This is a genomic window from Corynebacterium ciconiae DSM 44920 (assembly GCF_030440575.1).
GTDB lineage: Bacteria > Actinomycetota > Actinomycetes > Mycobacteriales > Mycobacteriaceae > Corynebacterium > Corynebacterium ciconiae.
This window is the reverse complement of the sequence record NZ_CP047189.1, coordinates 472,897-494,185: the sequence shown is the minus strand read 5'-3', so window position 1 is coordinate 494,185 and position 21,289 is coordinate 472,897. Positions and strand designations below refer to the sequence as shown.

Here is a 21,289-nt window from a genome sequence, read left to right as displayed (position 1 = left end):
TGGCGGCGGGTGAGAAGGCTAGAATTGCAGCAATGATTCTCTCGCTGACACGCGCGGCAGTGACTCCCCTATGGCACGATCTCTCACTCGAGCTCGAGCCGGGGGAGTTTCTTGCCGTCTTAGGCCCCAATGGCGTGGGCAAATCCACCCTGCTCCACGCCATCATGGGCAACCGCGCACTTTCTTCTGGGGCGATGTCCGCCACGGACAGGATCGGCTATATCCCCCAGCAGCGCATGTTCGACCCAGAACTTCCTCTGCGCGCACGTGATCTGGTGTCACTGTCCTTGGCGCACGGGGTGCTTCGAAAACGCCGCCCCCGCTCCGGCCAAGTGGATGAGCTCCTCGCCATGGTGGGGGCCAGCGGCTTTGGCTCGCAGCGAGTGGGCCGGCTCTCCGGCGGGCAACAGCAACTCATCCGGCAAGCACAGGCCTTCGGCGGCGAGCCGGAGCTGTTGCTCTGCGATGAACCCTTGCTTTCCCTCGATTTTCGCGCCGCCACGGACACGGTGCGCCGGCTTGATGAGCGGCGACGTGCGGGCATGGCGGTGGTGTTTGTGACCCACTCGATTAACCCGATCCTGTCGGTGACCGATCGCGTGCTTTATATCGGCCCCAAGGGCCATATTCTCGGCACGATCTCCGAGGTGATGCGCTCGGACACGCTCAGTGAACTCTATGGAACCAAGGTGACGGTCGCCGAAGTCGACGGCCGTTTGGTGGTGGTGTAAATGGATCTGTCTAGCTTTGTCAACGACACCTCATATTTGTTGAGTGTCGGCTTCGTTCAAGATGCCCTCATCGCAGCAGCCCTGCTGGGGGTCGTCTCTGGGGTGATGACGCCCCTGATCGTGCTACGGCAGATGTCCTTCTCCGTGCACGGCACCTCAGAGTTGGCCCTCATGGGCGCCTCCGCCGCCCTGCTGGCAGGGCTCAACATCGGCGTCGGTGCTGTGGTGGGCTCGGTGATCGCCGCAATCATCTTGGCGCTACTCGGAATGAAGCGCCAGGACAGCGCCGTGGGGGTGGTGATGAGCTTCGGCATGGGCTTGTCTGTGCTGTTCATTCACCTCTACCCCGGCAAAACCTCCACCGCGTTCTCGTTGTTGACCGGTCAGATCGTGGGCGTGTCCTCCTCCTCGCTGTGGCTATTGGCAGCCGTGGTGGTGATTGTGGTGGGCGCTGTGGTGGTGTTCTGGCGGCCGCTGCTCTTCGCCAGCGCCGACCCACAACTGGCTGCGGCAAGCGGCATCAACACCCGCCTAGTGGCTGTCGGCTTTGCCATCCTCGTAGGTCTCACCGCTGCCCAATCCGTGCAGATTGTGGGCGCGCTATTGGTGATGAGCCTGCTCATTACCCCCGGCGCGGCCGCCGTTCACATCACCTCCCATCCGGTGCGGGCGGTGCTATATTCCATCGTGTTTGCCGAAGTAGCCGCGGTGGGCGGCATCGTGCTCTCCCTCGCCCCAGGGTTGCCGGTGTCAGTATTTGTCACCACCCTGTCCTTTCTTATTTATTTGGTGTGCCGCGGGGTGGGTGCGGTGCGCGGACGCCGGATCAGCGCGGCGCAGCGGCCTTCAGAGCCGCACTGCAACGCCCCATAACTCGCGCATATCATTCGCTACTCGCTGAGACCTCGAGCATCCGCGCCCCTGAGTGCCCTGTGTGCACCTAGGGGCGCACATTTTTGTGCACTCTTCCCCACTGTCACTTTATGGGTCTACGCTGCCGCTTTAACATGGCTGTGACCCCCGATGGGCGGTGCGCTGGATGATAGAGAAATATTTCATTTCAATAACGTTTGCTAGGGTTTAGTGAGTCAGCGCACACTAGGCGCTGCAACGCGGCCTAGCTAACCCCTCACCCCGAAGGCGCGGTGACCGCCGCACACCCTGCCCGCCCCACACGTCCTACGTTTGCCAAGGGAGGCGGGTGAAAATATACTTGCGACGATTTCCATAATTCCCTCCTACCTCACGGATATACATATGGCACACGAACCACACACTCAGGGCATTTCTTTTGCCGAGCGACGCCGCGTCCTCGCGGCCACCACCATCGGCACTGCCATCGAGTGGTACGACTACTTCCTCTATGCCGCGGTTGCCGGCTTGGTGTTCAAAACCACCATGTTCGGCTCCCTCGAGGGTGGACTGGCAACGGTCGTCGCCTTCCTCACCGTCGGCCTTTCCTTCCTCTTCCGACCGCTGGGCGCCTTCCTGGCCGGCCACTACGGCGACCGCGTTGGCCGCCGCGTGGTGCTCATGGTCACACTCTTCGCCATGGGTCTGGCCACCACCCTCATCGGCCTGCTACCCACCTACGAGACTGCCGGCATTTGGGGCCCCGTTCTATTGATCGCCCTGCGCATCATCCAAGGCATCTCCGCGGGTGGCGAGTGGGGCTCTGCCGTACTGCTAGCAGTGGAGCACGCCCCCAATAACAAACGCGGCATTTACGGCGCCGGCCCGCAGATCGGCGTCCCCTTGGGCCTGTTGATGTCCTCGGCCGCACTGTCGATCATGACCTACATTGCCCCCGGTGATGCCTTCATGGAATGGGGCTGGCGCATCCCCTTCCTCATCTCCATTGTGCTGGTGGGTATCGGCTACTTCGTGCGCCGCGGCGTAGACGAATCCCCCGTGTTCTCCGAAATCGCAGAGCGCAAGCAAGGGGAAGTCACCAACCCCATCGGCGTGCTGTTCAAGAACTTCCTGCCCGTGGTCCTTACTGGCGCACTGATCTTCGCCGGCAACTCCGCCGTAGGCTACATGACAGCCGGTGGCTACATCCAGAACTATGCCAGCGATAATGTCGGTATCGAACGCTCCGTGGTACTCAACGCAGTGACCGTCTCCGCTCTGACGTGGATGATTTTCACCCTCTTTGCCGGCTGGGTCTCGGACTATATCGGCCGCCGCGGCACCTACCTCATCGGCTTCACCTTGCAGGCCGTGGGCGCCGCCGCCCTCTTCCCGCTGACGAACACCGGTGAGGTAAGCAAGCTCTACATGGCGCTCATCCTGCTCACCATCGGCCTGGGCCTAACCTACGGTCAGCAGTCCGCAATGTATGCCGAGCTCTTCCCCGCCTCGATCCGCGCCTCGGGCGTATCCATCACCTACGCCTTCGGCTCCATTCTTGGCGGGGCCTTTGCCCCCACCATCGCTGCCGCTCTTGTGGGCGCCACGGGCACAACCTTCGCCGTGAGTATCTATCTGGTGCTCGCCTCGTGCATCGGCTTCTTCTGCGCCTTCATCCTTCGGGAGCGTGCCGGCATTCCTTTGGCACCTACTCACGAATCACGGCAAGCTGAAAGTCATTTTCGTTTCCAGCCCGCGCCAGAGACGGAATCGGCGCACGTTTCCTAGCCCCTGAGCTGGGATAAAAGAACACACTACGATGTTATAGTGCGCTATCTCACTTTCGTGTTGTAGCTTGGGCACTATGCCTCGCACATCGTTTTCTCAGCTCACTAGGCCGCGCCCGCTTCCTACGTGGCTGTGGTTCGCACCCACGGACCCTCCCGAGGAAAAGGAAATCCCCCTCGTCCGCGCTGCCGGCGAGGGAACATGGCCCGGCAATACTCGCGCCGTGTGGCGCGCCTTCTTCTCCTTCCCCAAGGTCTCGTCCCTCACCCTCGCCTTGGGGCTTGCGGTCGCTCCAGTGTCCGTGGTGGTGTCTCGGCTTCTTGGCGTGATCACTGACCGTCTCGTCGGCATCGATGTCTCTTTTGGCGAGGTCGTTGTTCCACTGCTCGTCATCATCGCGCTGTATCTGGTGAGCTGGATCGCCGAGGTTCACAACTCTGTTTTTGTTGATCTTGGCCGTGTGCGCCTCGCCCACCGCATCCGCAACGGCGTGGTTCAACGATTATTGCGGGCGAATGGGCTTCACACCTCCCCGGGCACAGTGATGAGCACCGTTGACGAGGATGCTCATACCATTTCTTTAACGAAGTATCTCAACACCTTCCCTCTAGGGATGGTCATGATGCTCATCGCCACCAGCATCATGGCCATCCCTATCGACTACCGGCTAGCACTACTGGTGCCTCTCGGTGGCCTCGCCACCCTTGCAGCCTCCATCTACACCGGCCGATTTATCACCAAAGTATCGTCGAATCGCCGCGCCGCAGAGGCCCGCGCCACCTCCCTCGGCACCGATCTTGCCCAAGGCTCCCGAGTGATCAAGGGCCTCGGTGCTGTTGGAACCTCGGAAAAGCGTTTCGATGAGGCCGCATCAGAGTCCTTGAAAGCAATGCTGCACGACGCCCGCATTGCCTTCTACGCCTCTCTCGCTCGGCAGCTCTGCCCCGTGGTGTTCATTGTTGCCTGCGTGGCACTCGCAGGCACGCTTGTGAACTCTGGGGATATCACCCCAGGCGAGTTCATGACCATCGTGCTCACCGCCCCACCGGCGTTGTTGGTGAGTGGCAAGGCTCTCGGACTATCGGTCGAGACCATCGCCCGAGCTAATGCCTCAGCGGAGCGCATTCATGATCTCGTTACACAGTTCGATACCTCCCCCGCCAAGCAGCCCTCCGCCCATTCCACTGCCACGGGGTTAGTGGTGGCAGATAGCGACCCCTGCTGGGCAGGACTGCGGGTACCCCATGTGAGCACGATCTTCGCTACCACCTTGCGTGAAAACCTCGACCCTGAAGAGCTACACAGCGATGCCGAGCTGCGCCAAGCACTCGAAGTGGCGTGCTGTGAAGATATTGTTCGCCGCCTCGGCGGCTATGGCCCCAACGGCGAGATGCCCACCGGTGACATCGGCGAAGCCGGCCTCAATCTCTCCGGCGGGCAACGCCAACGAGTCGGCATGGCACGAGCCGTACTCACCGGCGCAGATGTGTTGATCTTTGATGAACCCACCACGGGCTTGGACGCGGTCACGCTCTCCCACGTTGTGGCCAATGTGAAACAGCACCGTGCTGAGAAACTCACCGTAGTCATCAGCACCTCTCGGGCATGGCGCCAAGCCGCCGATAACATCCTCGCGGACTCCCCCAACCCAGCCCCAACCATGCCACTAGATAAGGAGGGCAGCTCATGAGCCAGAAAGACACGCTCGAGGTAGACGCACTGCCACCCGCCACTCCTCGCGAGAGCCTGCGCTACCTGCGCAGCCTCACCTCCTATCCCCGCCCCTGGTGGTGGATCATGATGCTCGGAGTAGCCGTGGTGGCTGTGGTGTGCCAAAACATGAGCTCGGTGGTGATGGGGCGCTCCATTGACGTCTTCTCCGGCGGTAGCTACGGAATCTTCGGATCCGGCGCATCGGCTGTGATGTGGCTACTCATCGCCATTGGCGTGCTCACCGTGGTGCACATGATCGCCAATGAACTCGTGGTGTACTTGCTCGCAATCCTCACCCGCACCGTCTCTGTGGAGCTACGCCAGCGCTGCCTTTCGGCGGTGCTGCGCGCGCCAGCACCGCGCATTCTTGAGCTCGGCACGGGCAATGTGATTACTCGTCTCACTCGTGATATCGACAACCTCTACCGCACAGTCACGATGGTGGGAGCCCGGTTGGTCATCACCGTGGTGATGTTTCCTGTCACCCTCATCGCCACGATGATGATCCACCCCCTCTTCCTTCTCTGCTGGGTGCTGGTGGGGCTTCCGGTGGCCCTCTTTCTTCGGGGCTCGCTTCGCGACCTACCGGATGCAGTCAACCGCGGAGCTGCCGCCGAGGCACAGCGCAACAACGTGTTGCTGGACTCTATTCGTGGCCTCGACACCATCCGCGCCTACGGGCTCTCGCGCTGGGCGGGCGCCCGCATGAACACCACCTCGTGGCGGGTTGTGCGGGCCGAACGAGTGATTAAACCGCTCGATTCCCGCATCCTTGGCGGCGGCTACATTGGCTTTTCCATCCTGCTACTCGCCACCACCACCTTAGGCTCGTGGATGGCCGTACACGGAATTATCACTGCAGGTCAGGCCGCTGCAGCAATCATCTTGGCGTTTCGCATGGAGATCCATATTTTCAATGTGCTCGACTTCGCTAGTTTGATCCAGTCTGCTTCCACCTCGCTCGGGCGCGCCGTGTCGCTGGCCCAACTAAGCGGCCACGATATAGCCGATACCGAGGATGATCTCACCACTCCACCCGCCATCACGGTAGAGAATCTGCGCTTTAGCTACGACGACGGGCAGTCGAATGTGATCGAACCGATGAACCTCACGCTCGCCGCGGGCAGCACGACCGCGCTGGTGGGTACCTCCGGGGCAGGAAAATCGACCCTCGCCCAGCTCCTCTGCGGGCTCCTAGAGCCTAGCGAAGGTGCGATCTACGTGGACACCCCTCACAGGCGCATCAACACCGCTGAGGTGTCCCACAACTGGGTGGCTCGCCACATCAGTATGGCGAACCAAGAGATGCACGTATTCTCCGGTACGTTGCGTGAGGATCTACAGCTAGCTAGGCCAGGAGCGAGCGATGAGGAGCTGATGGCCGCGCTGGCCGAAGCCGGCCTGCACCCGCAGTCCCCGCTGTGGCAACGCTGGTTGCCACAAGGACTAGACACCGAAGTGGGTGCCGGGCATGAGGATCTGGCACCGGAAGTGATGCAACAAATCGCCCTCGCCCGCATCGGGCTGGTAGACCCACCCGTGCTGATCTTGGACGAAGCCACCTCCGAAGCGGGGTCGGATTACGCGCGTGATCTCGAGGCAGCTGCCCAACGCGCCGCTGAGGGGCGCACCGCTTTGGTTATCGCACACCGCTTGGACCAGTCCCGTACTGCCGACCGTATTTTGGTGATGGAACACGGCCGCATCATCGAAGACGGCACCCACGAGGAGCTCATCGCCAACGGCAAACACTATGCTGCCCTCTACGCCCAGTGGGCTGGCTAGAGCACACGCATTCGCCAGTGACCTGACCATCACTACAAGAAAGCGCCTCCCCTATCGATAAATAAGGGGAGGCGCTGCTGCGTGAAGCGGAATCCCAGCACAGATGTGCTCGGTGACGCTTGCGACAGACTCGGACGGGTCTAGAGCCCGAGACGGCGAGGTATGGATGTCTTGACCGAAGTGAGTGTAACAGGTTTGAGGCGTGATTCTACCGTGGCCGGTTTCAGGTGCTGCTAACGAGTACGTGCGAGCCTAGTTGACGAAGGGCGCTGGTGAGGTCCGTCGGTGTTGGTGCGGCCACATAACTAATGCGCACACAACGCGAAGACGAGTCGGCCGAAGAGTAGAGGCGACCGTCAGATAGTAATACTCTCTGCGCCAATGAAGCCGCGGCAAAATCGGCCGCTTGCCAAGGCTGGGGTAACTCCATCCACAAGTGGTATCCCGCCGTTGGCAGGTGGGAAACGGAAACAGTTGGCATATATTCCCGAATGGCCGCTAGTGCTGCAATACGCCGTTGGGAAAGACTTCTACCCAAGGAGAGAAGGTGCCGCTTCCAAGAAGGACTCTTGACAAGTTCGAGGGCTAGAAGCTGTTGCTGAGTAGGAATGAGCATCGAATGGATGGCTTGAGTCTCCCTGATGCGCTGCGTAATGTCACCACGACTCACTATGGCAGCGATCCGTAAGTTTGAAGATGCTGCTTTTGTGAGTGAACGAATGTGGATCACCGCGCCCGAAGTGTCGTCACGTACCAAAGGTGGCAATAGCGACGGGGAATCGTGATGCTTTAGATAGCGGGCAAAATCGTCTTCAATAAGGAATGCGTGATGCCTTCTTACAAGCGCTAACAGACGATCTCGGCACTCTCCCGGCATCGTAATGCCCGTGGGATTGTGGGCTGTCGGCTGGACAACTACGAGCCGAGCGCGGGTCTGAATCAAGACCTTTTCGAGCGCTTCGAGATTCATACCTTGTGGAGTCATAGGTATCGGTACGGGGTGGAGGCTTGCAGCTCGAGATGCGGCCAAAATGCCAGGATAGGTGAGATCCTCCACAAGGATCTGATCCCCGGGCTGCGATAATGCCTGCATGAGGATGCTCAGGGAGGCCTGTCCACCACTACAAATGGTGACGTCCGAATGAGAAAGATCGCCACCTATTTCCTGGGCAAACCATGAACGGAGTTCGACCAGCCCCGCAAGTGGTCCACGTTTCCACGCATCAGGGTGACGAGCACTGCGTGATGCTGCTCTCTGCAGCAACGACAAAGGCTGCAGAGATTGGTGCAGATAGCCACTGCTGAGGTCAGTGACCTCCACGCCAGGAATACTTAACGCTGTACTCAATCCACTGGCGTCGATTTTTCTGTGTATTCCTGCTCGTGTACGAGATGCAGGAATCTCAAGGAGTCCGTTTTGCCAAGATGTCTCGCGTGGAACGGCTTCAGTAAAAGGTCGAAGCGTATAGGTACCGTCGCCAGGACGCGTTTCCACAAGCCCCCGCTCGGACAGTAGCGATAACGCAGCACTAATGGTTGAAGCGCTAACCTCAAACCGTTTCACGAGCATACGCGTGGAATCCAAGCGCGTTCCTGGAGGAACATTATCAATTTCACGAGTGAGAGTTGCCACAACTTTTTCGGCACTGCTACCATAAACCATGAGAATACATGATAGCGATACTACTGGGAAAATGCCAGCGGTACTCCAGTCTGGGTTTCTACTGGCCAGCCTCGGAGTCCTTGCTTTTTCGTTCAGCTTTCCCGGCACAGTCTGGGCAATGGACAGTTTTGGTCCGTGGACCACAACAGGGCTTCGAGGAGTGGTAGCGGCGCTGCTTTCGATCGGAGCTCTATGGAGATTCCGTGTGGCAGCACCGCAACGAAGCGACTGGCTGGCGTTAACGATCGTCGCTGGAGGATCCTGCCTCGGGTTTCCGCTGCTGACTGCACTAGCGTTGCAAACCACCGGAACAGGACATTCCGCAGTCGTAATTGGCACCCTTCCCATGTGTACGGCGGTCATCGCCAGCATGGTCAGTGGGCAGCGCCAACCCCTTGCATTCTGGGGCGCTGCCAGCGTTGGAGCAGTCACTGTTGTCGCATTTTCCCTTCTTCGGCACGGGGGAGCGCCAAGCGTGGGGGATATCCTCCTCTTCGGGGCTGTTGTTGCATGCGGATTGGGATACGCCTACGGAGGATTCCTCTCGAAAACGATGCCAGGCTGGCAGGTGATTGCATGGGGTAACGTAGTTGCACTGCCGGTGAATCTCATCGTGACTGGATTCGCGCTAGGGCATGAGCCTGTCCACCTCACTGCTATGGGGCTTCTTGGGCTTGCCTACGTGGCCGGGGTATCCCAGTTCCTAGGATTCGTCGTGTGGTACTCCGGTATGGCGAAAATGGGAGTAGCACGGGCAAGTCAAATTCAGCTCGCACAACCCTTGCTTACAGTTGTCTGGTCAATCCTCTTTATGGGCGAAGTTCTCGATCCGATCATCTTCTCCGCAGCTGTGATCGTTATTGTCTGTATCGCAGTGACTCAGAGAGTGAAAAGCTAACGATTCACATTGGTTTGTTGAGTAGGTTCGAATCTCCGCTCGGTTGAATGTTTACATCCCACGATCGTCTTGTCTGTTAGGTCTGCGTGGATGTCTGATTTCATGCTAAGCAGCATCAAGCAGTTGGGTTCGAGCCCTCTTCGATAGGTTTGCCTACTAAGCGTTGGCGGAGGACGCCGGCAAACTCTGACAGTAGCGCATAATTTTTGCCCCATTTCGTATCAGCCACGAGACGGCATAGGCCTTCGCTCGCGAAACGATCGTTTGAAAGAGAGGTAAGGCTAAGCCCGCTAGCGCCAAGATGTAGCTTTTCTAGTCACAAAGCATGTTAGGTTCACAGGTCGTGACCGCAGTGAAGTTCCTATTTTCCGCCCACTTCTTTGGACGTGCTAAAAGCGCCTCCCCTATCGATAAATAAGGGGAGGCGCTGCTGCGTGAAGCGGAATCCCAGCACAGAGGTGCTCGGTGACGCTTGCGACAGACTCGGACGGGCCTAGAGCCCGAGACGGCGCTGGCGGGCGAACTCGCTGAGTACCACACCCGCTGCCACTGAGGCGTTGAGGGATTCGACCCACTCGGCCATCGGCACCGACATGAGCGTGTCGCAGTTTTCCCGCACCAGCCGGGAGATTCCCTTGCCCTCGGAGCCGACCACGATCACCACGGGAGTGGTGCCATCATAGGTGTCGAGGGTGTGGTCCCCACCGGCGTCCAAACCCACCACTTGGTAGCCATTGTCTTGGAAGGTTTTGACGGCGCGCGTCATGTTAGTCACCTTCGACACAGGCACTCGGGCGGCCGTACCGGCAGAGCTACGCCAAGTCACGCCGGTCACTTGGGTGGAGCGGCGCTCGGGGATCACCACGCCGTGGCCACCGAAGGCAGCCACAGAGCGGATGATCGCGCCAAGGTTACGCGGGTCGGTGATGTTATCGAGGCACACCACCATGCCTGGCTCGGGCCGCGCGGCGGTCTCCGCGATGAGGTCATCGAGATGCTTGTACTTATAGGGCTCGATGAGTAGCCCGATTCCTTGGTGCAGGCCGTTGCCGGTCATCTGGTCCAGTTCGGGGCGCGGAACCTCAACGATGGCGATGTCCTTGGACTTGGCGAGGGTCACGGCCTCGTTGAGCCGCTCATCATAGGCAGTTCCCGCTGCCACATAGAGGGTCTGGGCGGGCACTTTGGCGTGAAGGCACTCCACTACCGGGTTACGGCCTACCACCAGCTCATCGATAGTGGTCTTTTTAAAGTGGCGGCCCTGATCGCGGCGCTTCTTTTCCTGCTTGGCCTTGTATGCCTTGTGGTATTCGCGGTCCTCGGCCTTCGGGGTGGGGCCCTTGCCGCGCAGAGCTTTACGGCCCAAACCGCCGCTGCCCTTGGTGGCACCCTTCTTATTGGATTTACGCACGCCGCCGTGCCGGTTTTTCTGTCCCATGATTGTCCCTAATTTCTCACACATCGTCTCGCGCACAATCCCCACCGCCCATGCTGATCGGGCGTGGGTGCACGGTGGGCTGGCCCGCGGCCGCGTTGAAGCGGCTGTGGTTCCAGCGCGTCCGGTTAGCTTAGCTTAATGTCCAGCTCGCGCCATCTTTGGTGTCTACCACGGTGATTCCAGCGGCCTTGAGACGATCGCGCACCTCATCGGCGGTAGCCCAATCCTTGGCGGCGCGGGCCTCGGCGCGGCGCTCCAACTCGGCACTGACCAGCACATCGAGCGCCTTGGTGGCTTCGGAGGTGCCCTGTTCGCGGCGTGAGGCCCACACGGGCGACTGCGGGTCAACACCAAGTACTGCGGCCATAGCCCGCACCTGGCCGGCGCAGACGCGGGCATCCTCATCGCGGCCATCGGCCAGAGCCTGATTACCGCGGCGCACCGCGTTGTGGATCTCCGCCAGTGCGGCGGGCACACCGAGGTCATCGTCCATGGCTTCCTCGAAGGCCTCGGTCCACGTGGTGGATTCCACGGCACCAACTCGATCGAGGAAGGCCTCAATACGGCGATAACCTTGGGCGGCTTCGGTAAGCGACTGCTCGGAGTACTCCAACATGGATCGATAGTGCGCGGAGCCTAGGTAGTAGCGCAGCTCCACTGGGCGTACCAGTTCAAGAATGTTCGGCACCGACAGCACGTTGCCCAGGGATTTCGACATCTTCTCCCCGGACATCGTCACCCACCCGTTATGCATCCAGAAGTTGGCGAAACCATCGCCGGCGGCGTGGGCTTGGGCTGTTTCGTTTTCGTGGTGCGGGAACTGCAAATCCAGCCCACCGCAGTGGATATCGAACTCGGATCCGAGATACGTGGTGGCCATGGCGGAGCACTCGATATGCCAGCCGGGTCGGCCCGGCCCCCACGGCGAGGGCCACGAAGGCTCACCGGGCTTGGCCGCTTTCCACAGAGTGAAGTCGCGCGGATCGCGCTTGCCCGTACCGGCGGATTCTCCCTGGTCGAGTTCGTCGAGTTTTTGCCCCGAGATCACGCCATAGTCGGCGATGGTGCTGGGCTGGCAGTAGACGTTGCCGTCGGCGGCATAGCCATGGCCATTATCGATGATGCGCTGGATGTAGTCGATCATCTCGGTGATATGGCCGGTGGCGCGCGGCTCGAGCGAGGGCGGAGTCACGCCCAGCTGGTCATAGGCCCAAGTAAAGGCCCGCTCGTGGGTGGCGGCCCACTCCCACCAGGGGCGGCCGGCTTCGGCTGCTTTCGCCAGGATCTTATCGTCAATATTGGTGACATTGCGGACGAACGCCACATCGAGGCCCTTGGCCTCTAGCCAGTTACGCAAAATGTCGAAAGCCACACCGGAGCGCACGTGCCCGATATGCGGAATGGTTTGCACGGTAGCGCCACAGAGATAGACGCTGGCGTGGCCTTCTCGCACGGGTACAAAGTCACGTTGGCTGCGGGTTGCGGTGTCAAAAATGCGTAGAGTCACGCCGTTTAGTCTAACGGTTGCCACACCACGGCGGTAGCAACGGCGGCTCGCCCCTCATGGCGGCCCGTGAACCCCAAGTGGTCGGTGGATGTGGCCGCGATCGACACGGGGCAACCCAAAATCTCGGAGATCTTTTCTTCTGCTTCTTGTCGACGCTGCCCTAACCGCGGAGATTGGCCCACAAGCTGGGCGGCAGCGTTGCCGATGACATAGCCCTTCTCGCTCAGCAGCTGGCGGCATTCCCGCAACAGTTGCTCCCCACTGACACCGTCATACTCGGCTCGTCCCACGCCGACGAAGGTACCCAAATCGCCGAGGTTGGCCGCCGAGAGCAGGGCGTCGACAAGCGCATGTGCAACTACGTCTCCATCGGAATGCCCTTCACAGCCGGGCTGATCGGGAAAAAGGAGGCAGGCAATCCAGCAGTCTTTGCCTTCTTGCACCTGATGGGCGTCGGTGGCGATGCCGACTCGGGGAATGATGGGGCTAGTCACTAGGCACCTCGAAAATCGTGGATTCGGCACTGTCGGTCACCTGCGTGGCCAACAGCATGTCCATGGGGGTGGTCACTTTAAAGGCCATCGGATCGCCTTGGACGCAGTGCACCGGCACCCCGTACCACTCCATCAGGCTGGCATCATCGGTGGCCACGAAACTCGGCTGGTCAAAGTAAGCGCGATTGGCCTCGCGTAACGCTGCCAAGTCGAAACCTTGGGGGGTTTGAACTGCGCGCAAGGCCGAGCGGTCTGGGGTTGCCTCAACCTGCACGTGCCCCTCAACCTCACGCACCTGCTTGATGGTGTCTGCCACCGGCAGCACGGGAATCACCGCGGGTGCACCTTGGATCACGGCACGGGCGACGCGGGCGATCATCCCCGGCGGGGTGAGAGCGCGGGCGCTATCGTGCACCAGCACCACACCATCCGTGTGCGGGATAGCCTGCAGTCCGCGCCACACAGAATCGGCACGCTCGGCGCCGCCGTGCACCACGGTGACCGCCTCGTCTAAGTCGCGCTTGCGCAGCAGACGATGGGCGTAGTCCTCCATATCGGGACTGACCGTGACCACAATGGCATCAACCACCTGGGAGGTGAGCATCGCGGTAATGCTGCGCTCCAGCAGGGTAATGCCACGCAGGGGCACAAAAGCTTTGGGCATGGGCGCCCCGAGGCGCGTGCCGGAACCAGCTGCGGCGATGATCGCTGTCACTGTGGGGGACATGGCGGCGCGGGTGGTGTTAGTCGTCGAAATTGAGATCGTCGAGGTCCACGTCCTCGAGGTCATCTTCCTCGACGGGGGCAGTGACACCGGAGGCGGCGGCGCGGTGTCGGGCAATGGCCTCTGCGTACTGCTTCTCCAGCTCCTCCGCCTTGGACTCGTCCAACTCCTTGGCCAAAGCCAGTTCGCCTACAAGAATCTGGCGGGCCTTAGCCAGCATGCGCTTCTCGCCGGCGGAGAGGCCACGGTCTTGATCGCGGCGCCAAAGATCGCGCACTACCTCAGCCACCTTATTCACATCACCCGAGGCGAGGCGCTCTTGGTTCGCCTTGTAGCGGCGAGACCAGTTGCCGGCTTCTTCCACGTCCGTATCGCGCAGCACCGAGAAGACCTTGCGCAGGCCCTCATCGCCCACCACGTCACGCACGCCCACCAGCTCTACATTTTTGGCAGGAACACGCACCACCAGATCGGACTGCAGAATCTGCAGCACGAGGAAGTCGAGCACCTCGTCTCCCATTTGCCGCTGCTCCGTGGCCTCGATGCGGGCAGCACCGTGATGGGGGTAGACGACTGTGTCTCCGACCTTAAATTCCATACTTTTTTGCACTCTCTTCACTGGGGAAATGTGTGACTCACTGTGTTGGCGGCTCCACAGTTCGCGGCCCGCGCACAGCGCCGCGATACTGATAGCTAAAGCGCGTCTATTCTAGCACGCCAGCACCGTTGCCTCGGCCGCGGCCTCAGGCCGGCGAGAGCCTTCGCTGTCGCCCTCTGCCGCCGCCTCCACCCGTCTCGCGAACCCGCCCCCACACACCGCTTCGCTACCCAGACACCCCACCTCGAGGCGTCGATGGAGGGACATGCGCCCAGTTCAGCCACCTTTATCGGACAGATACTGCAACGAACAATGGGGCTATAGCGGCTGGGTTCGCCCTGGCGCGCGCTGCCATGTGACACCAGCGGCACGCAGTGGGATAGTGTGCACTTAGCAGGCGGTAATACCTGTCTCATTCTCGCCCCCGTACGGGGAAGAAACTGTGTGAATAACCTTAGAATTGGCTAGAGTGACTGTTAATAATCTAGATCCATGCGAAGCCTTAGATGGAGGGCATTGAACGTGAAGAATCCACTGAACTCGGCAGCCCGTCGCGCCGGACTGGCTGCGGTGGCCGGCCTCTCGGCCCTTGCACTCGCCGCCTGTGGCGCTGGCCAGGTCACTCAGACCTCTGACCAGGTTGCCGCTGTGGACGGTGCCTCCGCTGGCACCGAGGATGGTCTCATGGCTGTGCGTGATGTCCACGTGATCGTGGAGGATGACGCCACCACTGGGCTGAAGTTCACTGCGATCAACCAGGATCCCAGCGGTACCTCTCACACCCTCCAGTCCATCAAGGTTGATGGCAATGAGGTTCAGCTCTCCGCCAATCCTTCGCTGGGTCAGGACTGCTCCTTGGTGGCCGACACCGAGCAGAACATTAAGGAACTGAAGAAGCCGAGCAAGGGCGAGGCCTGCATCACCTACGCCACCTCCACCGTGAACAACCCGGGCTTCCCCGTCGGCGGCAATGTCGGCGTTACCTTCACCTTCGATGATGGCACGATCGAGATGATCGCTACTGTCTCCGGCAACCAGCAGGAGACCTTCATGAACGACCGCGACGTGGAGAACTAAACCGCCCCACATCGCGCACGTGCCCTGTCCGGTATCATCAGCACTTTCCCGCACGAGTTGATGGTGCCGGATTTTTGCATCCCCACACGCTTCGCGTCTCCCTCGGCGCTAAGCTCGCATCACCACTCTCACGCGGCTGCTTTCGCGTCGCATCACCGCTGGTCGCACCACCGCTAGCCATTCCAGTGCCCCGCACCATCGCTGACCACTGACCGCACCGCCGCCCCTCCCGAAGAAAGGCCCCGCCCCATGGCTCGCAAACCCAAAACGGCATTTGTCTGCTCCGAGTGCGGCCACTCCAGCCCGAAGTGGCTGGGCCGCTGCCCGAGTTGCGGTGAATGGGGCACGCTCTCGGAACAGGCTGGCACCGCCCCCGCAGCGACACGCGGCAGCGCGGGCTCGCGCTCGCCCCGAGGGTTTACGCCCACTACAGCGGCGACGTCGATCACCAGCATTGACCCTGCATCCTCGCTGGCGGTGACCACCGGCATCTCTGAACTGGACCGAGTGTTGGGGGCGGGGATTGTGCCTGGCTCGGTCGTGCTCATGGCCGGTGAGCCAGGGGTGGGCAAGTCCACGCTCTTGCTCGAGGTGGCCGCCCGCTGGGCAGCCCAGCGTGAGGGGGACTCTACCCGCACCGCGCTGTATGTCACCGCGGAGGAATCTGCGGGCCAGGTACGTATGCGCGCCGAACGCACCGGCGGACTGCGAGACAGCCTCTATCTTGCGGCGGAGTCGGATCTGGACACTATCTTCGGTCATATCTCCCAGCTGCAGCCCTCATTGGTGATTGTGGATTCGGTGCAGACGGTCACCGCCGCCGATGTCGATGGGGTTCAGGGCGGAGTGGCCCAGTCCCGGGCGGTCACCGCGGCGCTGACCAGTATGGCGAAGGCCTCCGGGATCCCGGTGCTCCTCGTGGGCCATGTGACCAAGGATGGAAACGTGGCTGGCCCGAGGGTGCTGGAGCACCTCGTGGATGTGGTGCTCAACTTCGAGGGCGATAAGCATTCCTCGCTGCGCATGCTGCGCGGGATGAAGAACCGTTTTGGCGCCACCGACGAGGTGGGCTGTTTTGAGCAAACCTCCTCGGGGATCAAGGAAGTTAAAGACCCCTCGGGGCTTTTCCTGTCGCATATGGGCACCACCCCAGATGGCTCGGCGGTGACGGTGACCATGGACGGGGTGCGCCCCATGCTCGCCGAGGTGCAGGCGCTGTTGGTGGACACCCAGTCCAAGAATCCTCGCCGTGCGGTCACTGGTCTCGATGCCACCCGAGTACCGATGATCCTCGCAGTCTTGGCGGCGCGCGCCCAGAAACGCTCGGACGATAAAGAGGTGTATGTGGCCACCGTTGGCGGAATGCGGGTGAGCGAACCGGCCGCCGATCTGGCGGTGGCGCTGGCCACGGTAAGTGCCATGAATCGCCGGCCTCTACCCTCGCGCACGGTGGTGTTGGGCGAGGTGGGTCTGGCTGGGGAGATCCGCCGCGTGCCGGATGCGGACAAGCGACTCGTAGAGGCGAGCCGTCTAGGGTATAGCCGCGCCATTGTTCCCGCCGGCAACCTCGCCGCTGGAACTCCCAAGGGGGCGCGATCGATGGATATTACAGAAGTAGCCACGATCCAGGATGCGATCGTGGCTTTGGATTCGAGGCGCTAACGACTAGATGAGGTTGAAGGTAATGGCCTCAGAGGCGTTATCACCGATCACCGTGTGCAGGAAGTAGGCGCCCTTGGGTGCCTTCTGCCGATTCTCACACTGCCCAGGCTGGGAAGTAGTTACGGACCACTGTGCCTGGTATTTCGTGTCGCTGCCCGCTTCAAAGACCTTCTCGGAATCGTCCTCTGGGGGGTTGCAGTCCGTGTCTGCCCACACTCGCTGGTTTGTCTCGAGGTCATAGACCTCGTAGCGCAGCTCTTCCTTGCTCAAGTCGATGGTGCAGTCCGCCTCGGTGGGATTGTGCACCACCATGTAGAAGACAGGGGTCTGGCCGGGGGCGAACTCGGCGTGATTCAGCTTGGCCTCAATCTGAAGGTCTTCCAGGCTGCAGCTAGGTTTCGGCTCTTCTTTCGCGGAGGTTTCGGCGCTTGTCGACGCCTCCTCGGTCTCCGATTCACTCGTCTCCGAGCTCGTATCCTCGCTGGTGGACGAGCTGGAGGTGGTGGTGTCGGCGGCGTTATCTGGTTCGGCGGAGTTATCGTCCCCACCAGCCAGCGCGCTAATGATCCACACAAGCAGGCCAATGACGACAACCAAGATCACCACGGCCGCCACGCGGCGGCGCATGTAGATCTCATCGGGCAGTCTCTTCTGCGGTCTGGGAGCGTTCACGGCTTCTAGCTTAACTGCATCGCCGCCGCCCCGGCCCGCAGCCACTCCGGCGTGTCTACCTCGTTCTTACAGCTCAGCGCCCAATTCTTCGCGCGCACGACCTAGTTAACGCCAAGGGCGGCGAGCTTCTCCACCACGCCGTCGTCGATGCGGTAGCGCGCGCCCACGACACCAAGCGAGCCGGCGTCGATAAGCTCCTGAATCACAGGGATACGGTGAATCACCGACTTCAGGGTTTGCAGGGCATGCTCCCGCTCAAAATCATCGGTGGTGGTGTTGCCCTTGCGGCGGGACTCAATCACAGATGGTGCCACCTGCTGCACCAGTTCGCGCTGGAAACGCTCCGGAATGGGCCCTTCATCAAGAGCTCCGACGGTGGCGGCCACCGCACCGCAATACTGGTGCCCCAGCACCACCAGCAGCGGCACACCGAGGCCTTCTACTGCGAACTCGAGAGAGGCCAGCACCGCATTGTCCACCGTTTCGCCAGCGGTGCGAATGACGAAGACATCACCCAGACCTTGATCGAAGATGGTCTCGATGGGCGCGCGCGAATCCGAGCAGGCCAGCACGCACACATTGGGCGCCTGGCCTTCGCGCAGCTCCTCACGGCGCTGCGAGCTCTGGCGCGGATGCGCAGGGCTCATGGCCTGCCACCGCTGGTTGCCCTCCTGCAACGCATCCCACGCTTGCTGTGGGGTGAGAGTCGTCTGATTTTCTGCTTTAGCCATACTGTCATTGTTCCACTCCAGCAGGGCATCGTGGGTGGATACTACTCAAAACGAGGGTGGCTACTAGGCTAAGGAACTCAGATGATCGACTCGGATGCACTTCTCACATGGTTCAGCGCCCACCGCCGCCCGCTGCTGTGGCGCGCTCCCGGCACCACCGCCTGGGGAGTGCTCGTCTCTGAAGTGATGAGCCAGCAGACCCCAGTGGCCCGCGTGGAGCCCCGGTGGCAGGACTGGATGCAGCGATGGCCTACCCCACAGCATGTGGCCGAGGCCTCCACTGCGGAGATCCTCACCGCCTGGGACCGGCTTGGTTATCCCCGGCGCGCGCTGCGGCTCAAGGAATGCGCCCGCGCCATCACTGAGCAGCACAATGGCGAGGTCCCCGACGAGCTAGCTGCGCTTTTGGCGCTGCCTGGAATCGGCGATTACACCGCTCGGGCGGTGCTGGCTTTTCATTATCGACGCCGCGTACCGGTAGTCGATACCAATGTTCGGCGGGTGATCTCGCGGGCTGTGCACGGCCGCTTTCTTCCGCAGCCTGCCCGCAAAAAAGACCTCGCCGACGTGGAGACACTGCTACCAGAAGGAGACGATCCCGCCACCCACGACAAGGCCGCAGAGATCTCCACCGCCATCATGGAACTAGGCGCCTTGGTGTGCACCGCGTCCTCGCCGAACTGCCTTGAGTGCCCAGTTCTCACGAGCTGCCGATGGCAGCAGCTAGGATGCCCTGAACCCAGCGCAGCGGAGCTGGAGGCCAGCAAGAAGCGGGTGCAAAAGTTCCAGGGAACTGATCGCCAAGTACGGGGCAAGATCATGGCTCTCGCCCGGGCTCACACCCGCGTGGGCCACGCCGAGATTGATGCCATCTGGGAAGACAAAGCGCAGTTGTCGCGGGCACTGTATTCGCTTCTGGACGATGGCCTCCTAGAAGCGGTGGGCACGGACGCTTTCGCCCTGCCCGAGTAGACGCGCTAAAAGGGGGCGTTAACTACCGCAGCAGGCCATAAACAGGGTAGGCTTACTTTATCTTTTTCGCCAGACTCAAGGGAGCCCATGACTGCCCTCACCACCCGGCGCGCCCCTTCCGCCCCTGCCCAGCGCCCCCGCAGCCACCGCTACCGCAGCCTCTGGATCACAAGCCTCATCGGGGCATGTGCACTCAGCGTGATCGCCAATATCGCGCTCGGCCAGTACGGCATCTCCCCGCAGCGCATCCTCGAATCCCTTGCGGCAGGCCCCTTTGATGCGGCTGGGGCGGATGCCACTCACTCGGTGGTTTGGAATGTGCGGATGCCTCGCGTCGCCCTCGGCCTGCTGGTGGGTGCGGCCCTCGGAGTGGCAGGCTCTTTATTGCAGGGTTTGCTCGGTAACCCACTAGCCGAGCCTGGAGTGATCGGCGTGACCAGCGGTTGTGCGGTGGGCGCAGCCGTGGCCATTGTGTTCAACCTGGTGTTTGTCTCCACCGCGACGGTGCCCGTACTGGCTTTTATCTCCGGCATAGCCACTGCGGCATTGGTGTACATGCTCTCTTCTGTTCGCGGCAGCGTGAAGGTGGTGACCCTGATCCTCACCGGCATCGCAGTCAATGCCGTGGCCGGAGCAGCCATCAGCTTTTTGGTGTATCTAGCTCCCACCACCTCTCGTGAGCAAATCATCTTCTGGCAGATGGGCTCCCTCAACGGCGCGCAATGGCCGCATGTGGTGACGGTACTGATCCCGATTACGGTGTGCGTGATTATCGCCATTCGCATCTCCCCCTCGCTGGACCTTTTGGCTTTGGGCGAACGAGCAGCCGCCCACGCGGGGGCGAATATGAAACTGCTACGCCCTGCGGTAATCGCCCTATCTACCGCCCTGTGCGCCGCGGCGGTGAGCTTCGCCGGCATTATCTCCTTCGTGGGGCTCATCGTGCCGCACATCCTGCGCCAAGGAATAGGGCCGTCGAACCGCTGGCTCGTGCCACTGTCTGCAGTCGGCGGCGCCACCCTCGTCACCGGCGCAGACCTGGTGGCTAGGATCCTCATTTCCTATTCCGAGCTTCCCATCGGTATCTTCACCGCCCTCGTGGGCGGGCCGATGTTCTTCATGCTGCTGCGCCGCAACCTACTCAAGCGCGGCCACATCTAATCCCGACCATCATTCGAGACGATCGATTCTTTCCAAGGCGCGCACCCATGAGCACTCCCCTGCTATCGGCACATAACCTCACCGTGAGCATCACCGTGGATAACACCACTCGCGAACTGCTCAGCGATATCTCCATCGAGCTTCACCCCGGCGAGATCCTCGGACTCATCGGCCCCAATGGGGCAGGTAAATCTACTCTGCTCGCGGCCCTATCTGGGGACTACTCCCCCACTCACGGCGAGGTGCGGCTCGCAGGCCGCAGTTATACCGACACCTCCCCACGCACCGCCGGCCAGCTACGCTCAGTCATGCTGCAAGACACTTCGGTGGCCTTCTCTTTTAGCGTCGCTGACGTGGTGGCCATGGGTCGTACCCCGTGGACATCCGATCCGACACGCGATGCGAAGATCGTAGATGACGCCCTCGAGCTGCTCGATCTCACCGATTTCGCCGATCGCGAGGTGTCAACACTTTCCGGCGGGGAGCGCGCCCGCGCAGCCCTAGCGCGCGTGATTGCACAGCAGTCTCAGGCGATGCTTCTGGATGAACCGATCGCTGCCATGGACATCGGCCGCGCCGAGGCCACCATGCACACAATTCGAGAGGTGGCCAACGGTGGCCGTGGTGTGTTGATCATTGTCCACGATCTCGCCACCGCCGCCCGCCACTGTGACCGCCTCGTGCTACTTCACCGCGGCCGAGTCGCAGCTACCGGCACCCCACGCGAGGTGTGCACCCCTGAGATCCTGAGCGCGGTCTACGGCTGGAACATAGATGTCTCGTGGGATGGCGATCAGCCGTGGATTCGGCCCCGCTAGCACAT

General features: G+C 61.2%; 19 protein-coding genes and 1 pseudogene. 12 read left to right on the top strand and 8 right to left on the bottom strand.

Going from position 1 to position 21,289, the window contains the following annotated elements; all coding sequences use genetic code 11:
* Window positions 1–32: 32 nt before the first annotated feature.
* The 5 genes from CCICO_RS02125 (at window position 33) to CCICO_RS02105 (ending at window position 6,869) form a co-directional block, all read left to right on the top strand.
* Window positions 33–731: a metal ABC transporter ATP-binding protein gene (locus CCICO_RS02125; RefSeq protein WP_018018815.1), complete on the top strand. Its 699-nt coding sequence runs from the start codon at window positions 33–35 to the stop codon at window positions 729–731.
* Window positions 732–1,604 (top strand): metal ABC transporter permease, encoded by an 873-nt coding sequence (locus CCICO_RS02120; RefSeq protein ID WP_018018814.1) that lies wholly within the window; start codon window positions 732–734, stop codon window positions 1,602–1,604.
* 384 nt (window positions 1,605–1,988) lie between these two features.
* Window positions 1,989–3,371 (top strand): MFS transporter, encoded by a 1,383-nt coding sequence (locus tag CCICO_RS02115; RefSeq protein ID WP_018018813.1) that lies wholly within the window; start codon window positions 1,989–1,991, stop codon window positions 3,369–3,371.
* Between the two features lie 76 nt (window positions 3,372–3,447).
* On the top strand, window positions 3,448–5,061 hold the full coding sequence (locus tag CCICO_RS02110; protein WP_083878233.1) for an ABC transporter transmembrane domain-containing protein: 1,614 nt from the start codon (window positions 3,448–3,450) through the stop codon (window positions 5,059–5,061).
* Window positions 5,058–6,869, top strand: a complete 1,812-nt coding sequence (locus tag CCICO_RS02105) for an ABC transporter ATP-binding protein (protein WP_018018811.1) — start codon at window positions 5,058–5,060, stop codon at window positions 6,867–6,869. The genes CCICO_RS02110 and CCICO_RS02105 overlap by 4 nt, the downstream gene beginning before the upstream one ends.
* Window positions 6,870–7,092: 223 nt before the next feature.
* Here CCICO_RS02105 and CCICO_RS02100 read toward each other — a convergent pair whose 3' ends face one another.
* The gene (locus CCICO_RS02100) at window positions 7,093–8,532 is read right to left on the bottom strand and encodes an aminotransferase-like domain-containing protein (RefSeq protein ID WP_083878232.1); all 1,440 of its coding nucleotides are present in this window, start codon (window positions 8,530–8,532) and stop codon (window positions 7,093–7,095) included.
* On the opposite strand from CCICO_RS02100, the pseudogene CCICO_RS02095 reads away from it, so the two are divergent.
* Window positions 8,531–8,959: pseudogene (locus CCICO_RS02095) on the top strand (EamA family transporter); the annotation flags it as partial. The gene CCICO_RS02100 and the pseudogene CCICO_RS02095 overlap by 2 nt on opposite strands.
* A gap of 48 nt (window positions 8,960–9,007) precedes the next feature.
* The gene (locus CCICO_RS02090) at window positions 9,008–9,430 is read left to right on the top strand and encodes a DMT family transporter (RefSeq protein ID WP_244263972.1); all 423 of its coding nucleotides are present in this window, start codon (window positions 9,008–9,010) and stop codon (window positions 9,428–9,430) included.
* Window positions 9,431–9,923: 493 nt separating this feature from the next.
* On the opposite strand, the gene rlmB is transcribed toward CCICO_RS02090, so the two are convergent.
* The 5 genes from rlmB to CCICO_RS02065 form a co-directional block, all read right to left on the bottom strand.
* A complete protein-coding gene (gene rlmB, locus CCICO_RS02085; protein ID WP_018018809.1) occupies window positions 9,924–10,868 on the bottom strand; it encodes a 23S rRNA (guanosine(2251)-2'-O)-methyltransferase RlmB in 945 nt (314 codons plus the stop codon).
* A 130-nt stretch (window positions 10,869–10,998) separates the two neighbouring features.
* Entirely contained in the window at window positions 10,999–12,375 is a 1,377-nt protein-coding gene (gene cysS, locus CCICO_RS02080; RefSeq protein ID WP_018018808.1) for a cysteine--tRNA ligase, read from the bottom strand.
* Window positions 12,376–12,380: 5 nt separating this feature from the next.
* Window positions 12,381–12,869, bottom strand: a complete 489-nt coding sequence (gene ispF / locus CCICO_RS02075; protein WP_018018807.1) for a 2-C-methyl-D-erythritol 2,4-cyclodiphosphate synthase — start codon at window positions 12,867–12,869, stop codon at window positions 12,381–12,383.
* On the bottom strand, window positions 12,862–13,596 hold the full coding sequence (ispD, locus tag CCICO_RS02070; protein ID WP_018018806.1) for a 2-C-methyl-D-erythritol 4-phosphate cytidylyltransferase: 735 nt from the start codon (window positions 13,594–13,596) through the stop codon (window positions 12,862–12,864). Before ispD ends, ispF begins: the two co-directional genes overlap by 8 nt.
* A gap of 16 nt (window positions 13,597–13,612) precedes the next feature.
* Window positions 13,613–14,191, bottom strand: a complete 579-nt coding sequence (locus CCICO_RS02065) for a CarD family transcriptional regulator (protein WP_018018805.1) — start codon at window positions 14,189–14,191, stop codon at window positions 13,613–13,615.
* Window positions 14,192–14,683: 492 nt separating this feature from the next.
* Here CCICO_RS02065 and CCICO_RS02060 point away from each other — a divergent pair, with 492 nt between their 5' ends.
* Window positions 14,684–15,268 (top strand): hypothetical protein, encoded by a 585-nt coding sequence (locus tag CCICO_RS02060; RefSeq protein WP_040357186.1) that lies wholly within the window; start codon window positions 14,684–14,686, stop codon window positions 15,266–15,268.
* A 249-nt stretch (window positions 15,269–15,517) separates the two neighbouring features.
* Entirely contained in the window at window positions 15,518–16,930 is a 1,413-nt protein-coding gene (gene radA / locus CCICO_RS02055; protein ID WP_018018802.1) for a DNA repair protein RadA, read from the top strand.
* A 3-nt stretch (window positions 16,931–16,933) separates the two neighbouring features.
* On the opposite strand, the gene CCICO_RS02050 is transcribed toward radA, so the two are convergent.
* On the bottom strand, window positions 16,934–17,602 hold the full coding sequence (locus CCICO_RS02050) for a hypothetical protein (RefSeq protein ID WP_026161287.1): 669 nt from the start codon (window positions 17,600–17,602) through the stop codon (window positions 16,934–16,936).
* Between the two features lie 101 nt (window positions 17,603–17,703).
* Window positions 17,704–18,333, bottom strand: coding sequence for a carbonic anhydrase (locus CCICO_RS02045; protein ID WP_018018800.1), 630 nt, complete (start codon window positions 18,331–18,333; stop codon window positions 17,704–17,706).
* An 81-nt stretch (window positions 18,334–18,414) separates the two neighbouring features.
* On the opposite strand from CCICO_RS02045, the gene CCICO_RS02040 reads away from it, so the two are divergent.
* From CCICO_RS02040 to CCICO_RS02030, 3 genes are all read left to right on the top strand, one after another.
* Window positions 18,415–19,305 (top strand): HhH-GPD family protein, encoded by an 891-nt coding sequence (locus CCICO_RS02040; RefSeq protein WP_018018799.1) that lies wholly within the window; start codon window positions 18,415–18,417, stop codon window positions 19,303–19,305.
* An 87-nt stretch (window positions 19,306–19,392) separates the two neighbouring features.
* Window positions 19,393–20,466 (top strand): FecCD family ABC transporter permease, encoded by a 1,074-nt coding sequence (locus CCICO_RS02035; RefSeq protein ID WP_018018798.1) that lies wholly within the window; start codon window positions 19,393–19,395, stop codon window positions 20,464–20,466.
* 47 nt (window positions 20,467–20,513) lie between these two features.
* A complete protein-coding gene (locus tag CCICO_RS02030) occupies window positions 20,514–21,284 on the top strand; it encodes a heme ABC transporter ATP-binding protein (protein WP_018018797.1) in 771 nt (256 codons plus the stop codon).
* Window positions 21,285–21,289: the final 5 nt, after the last annotated feature.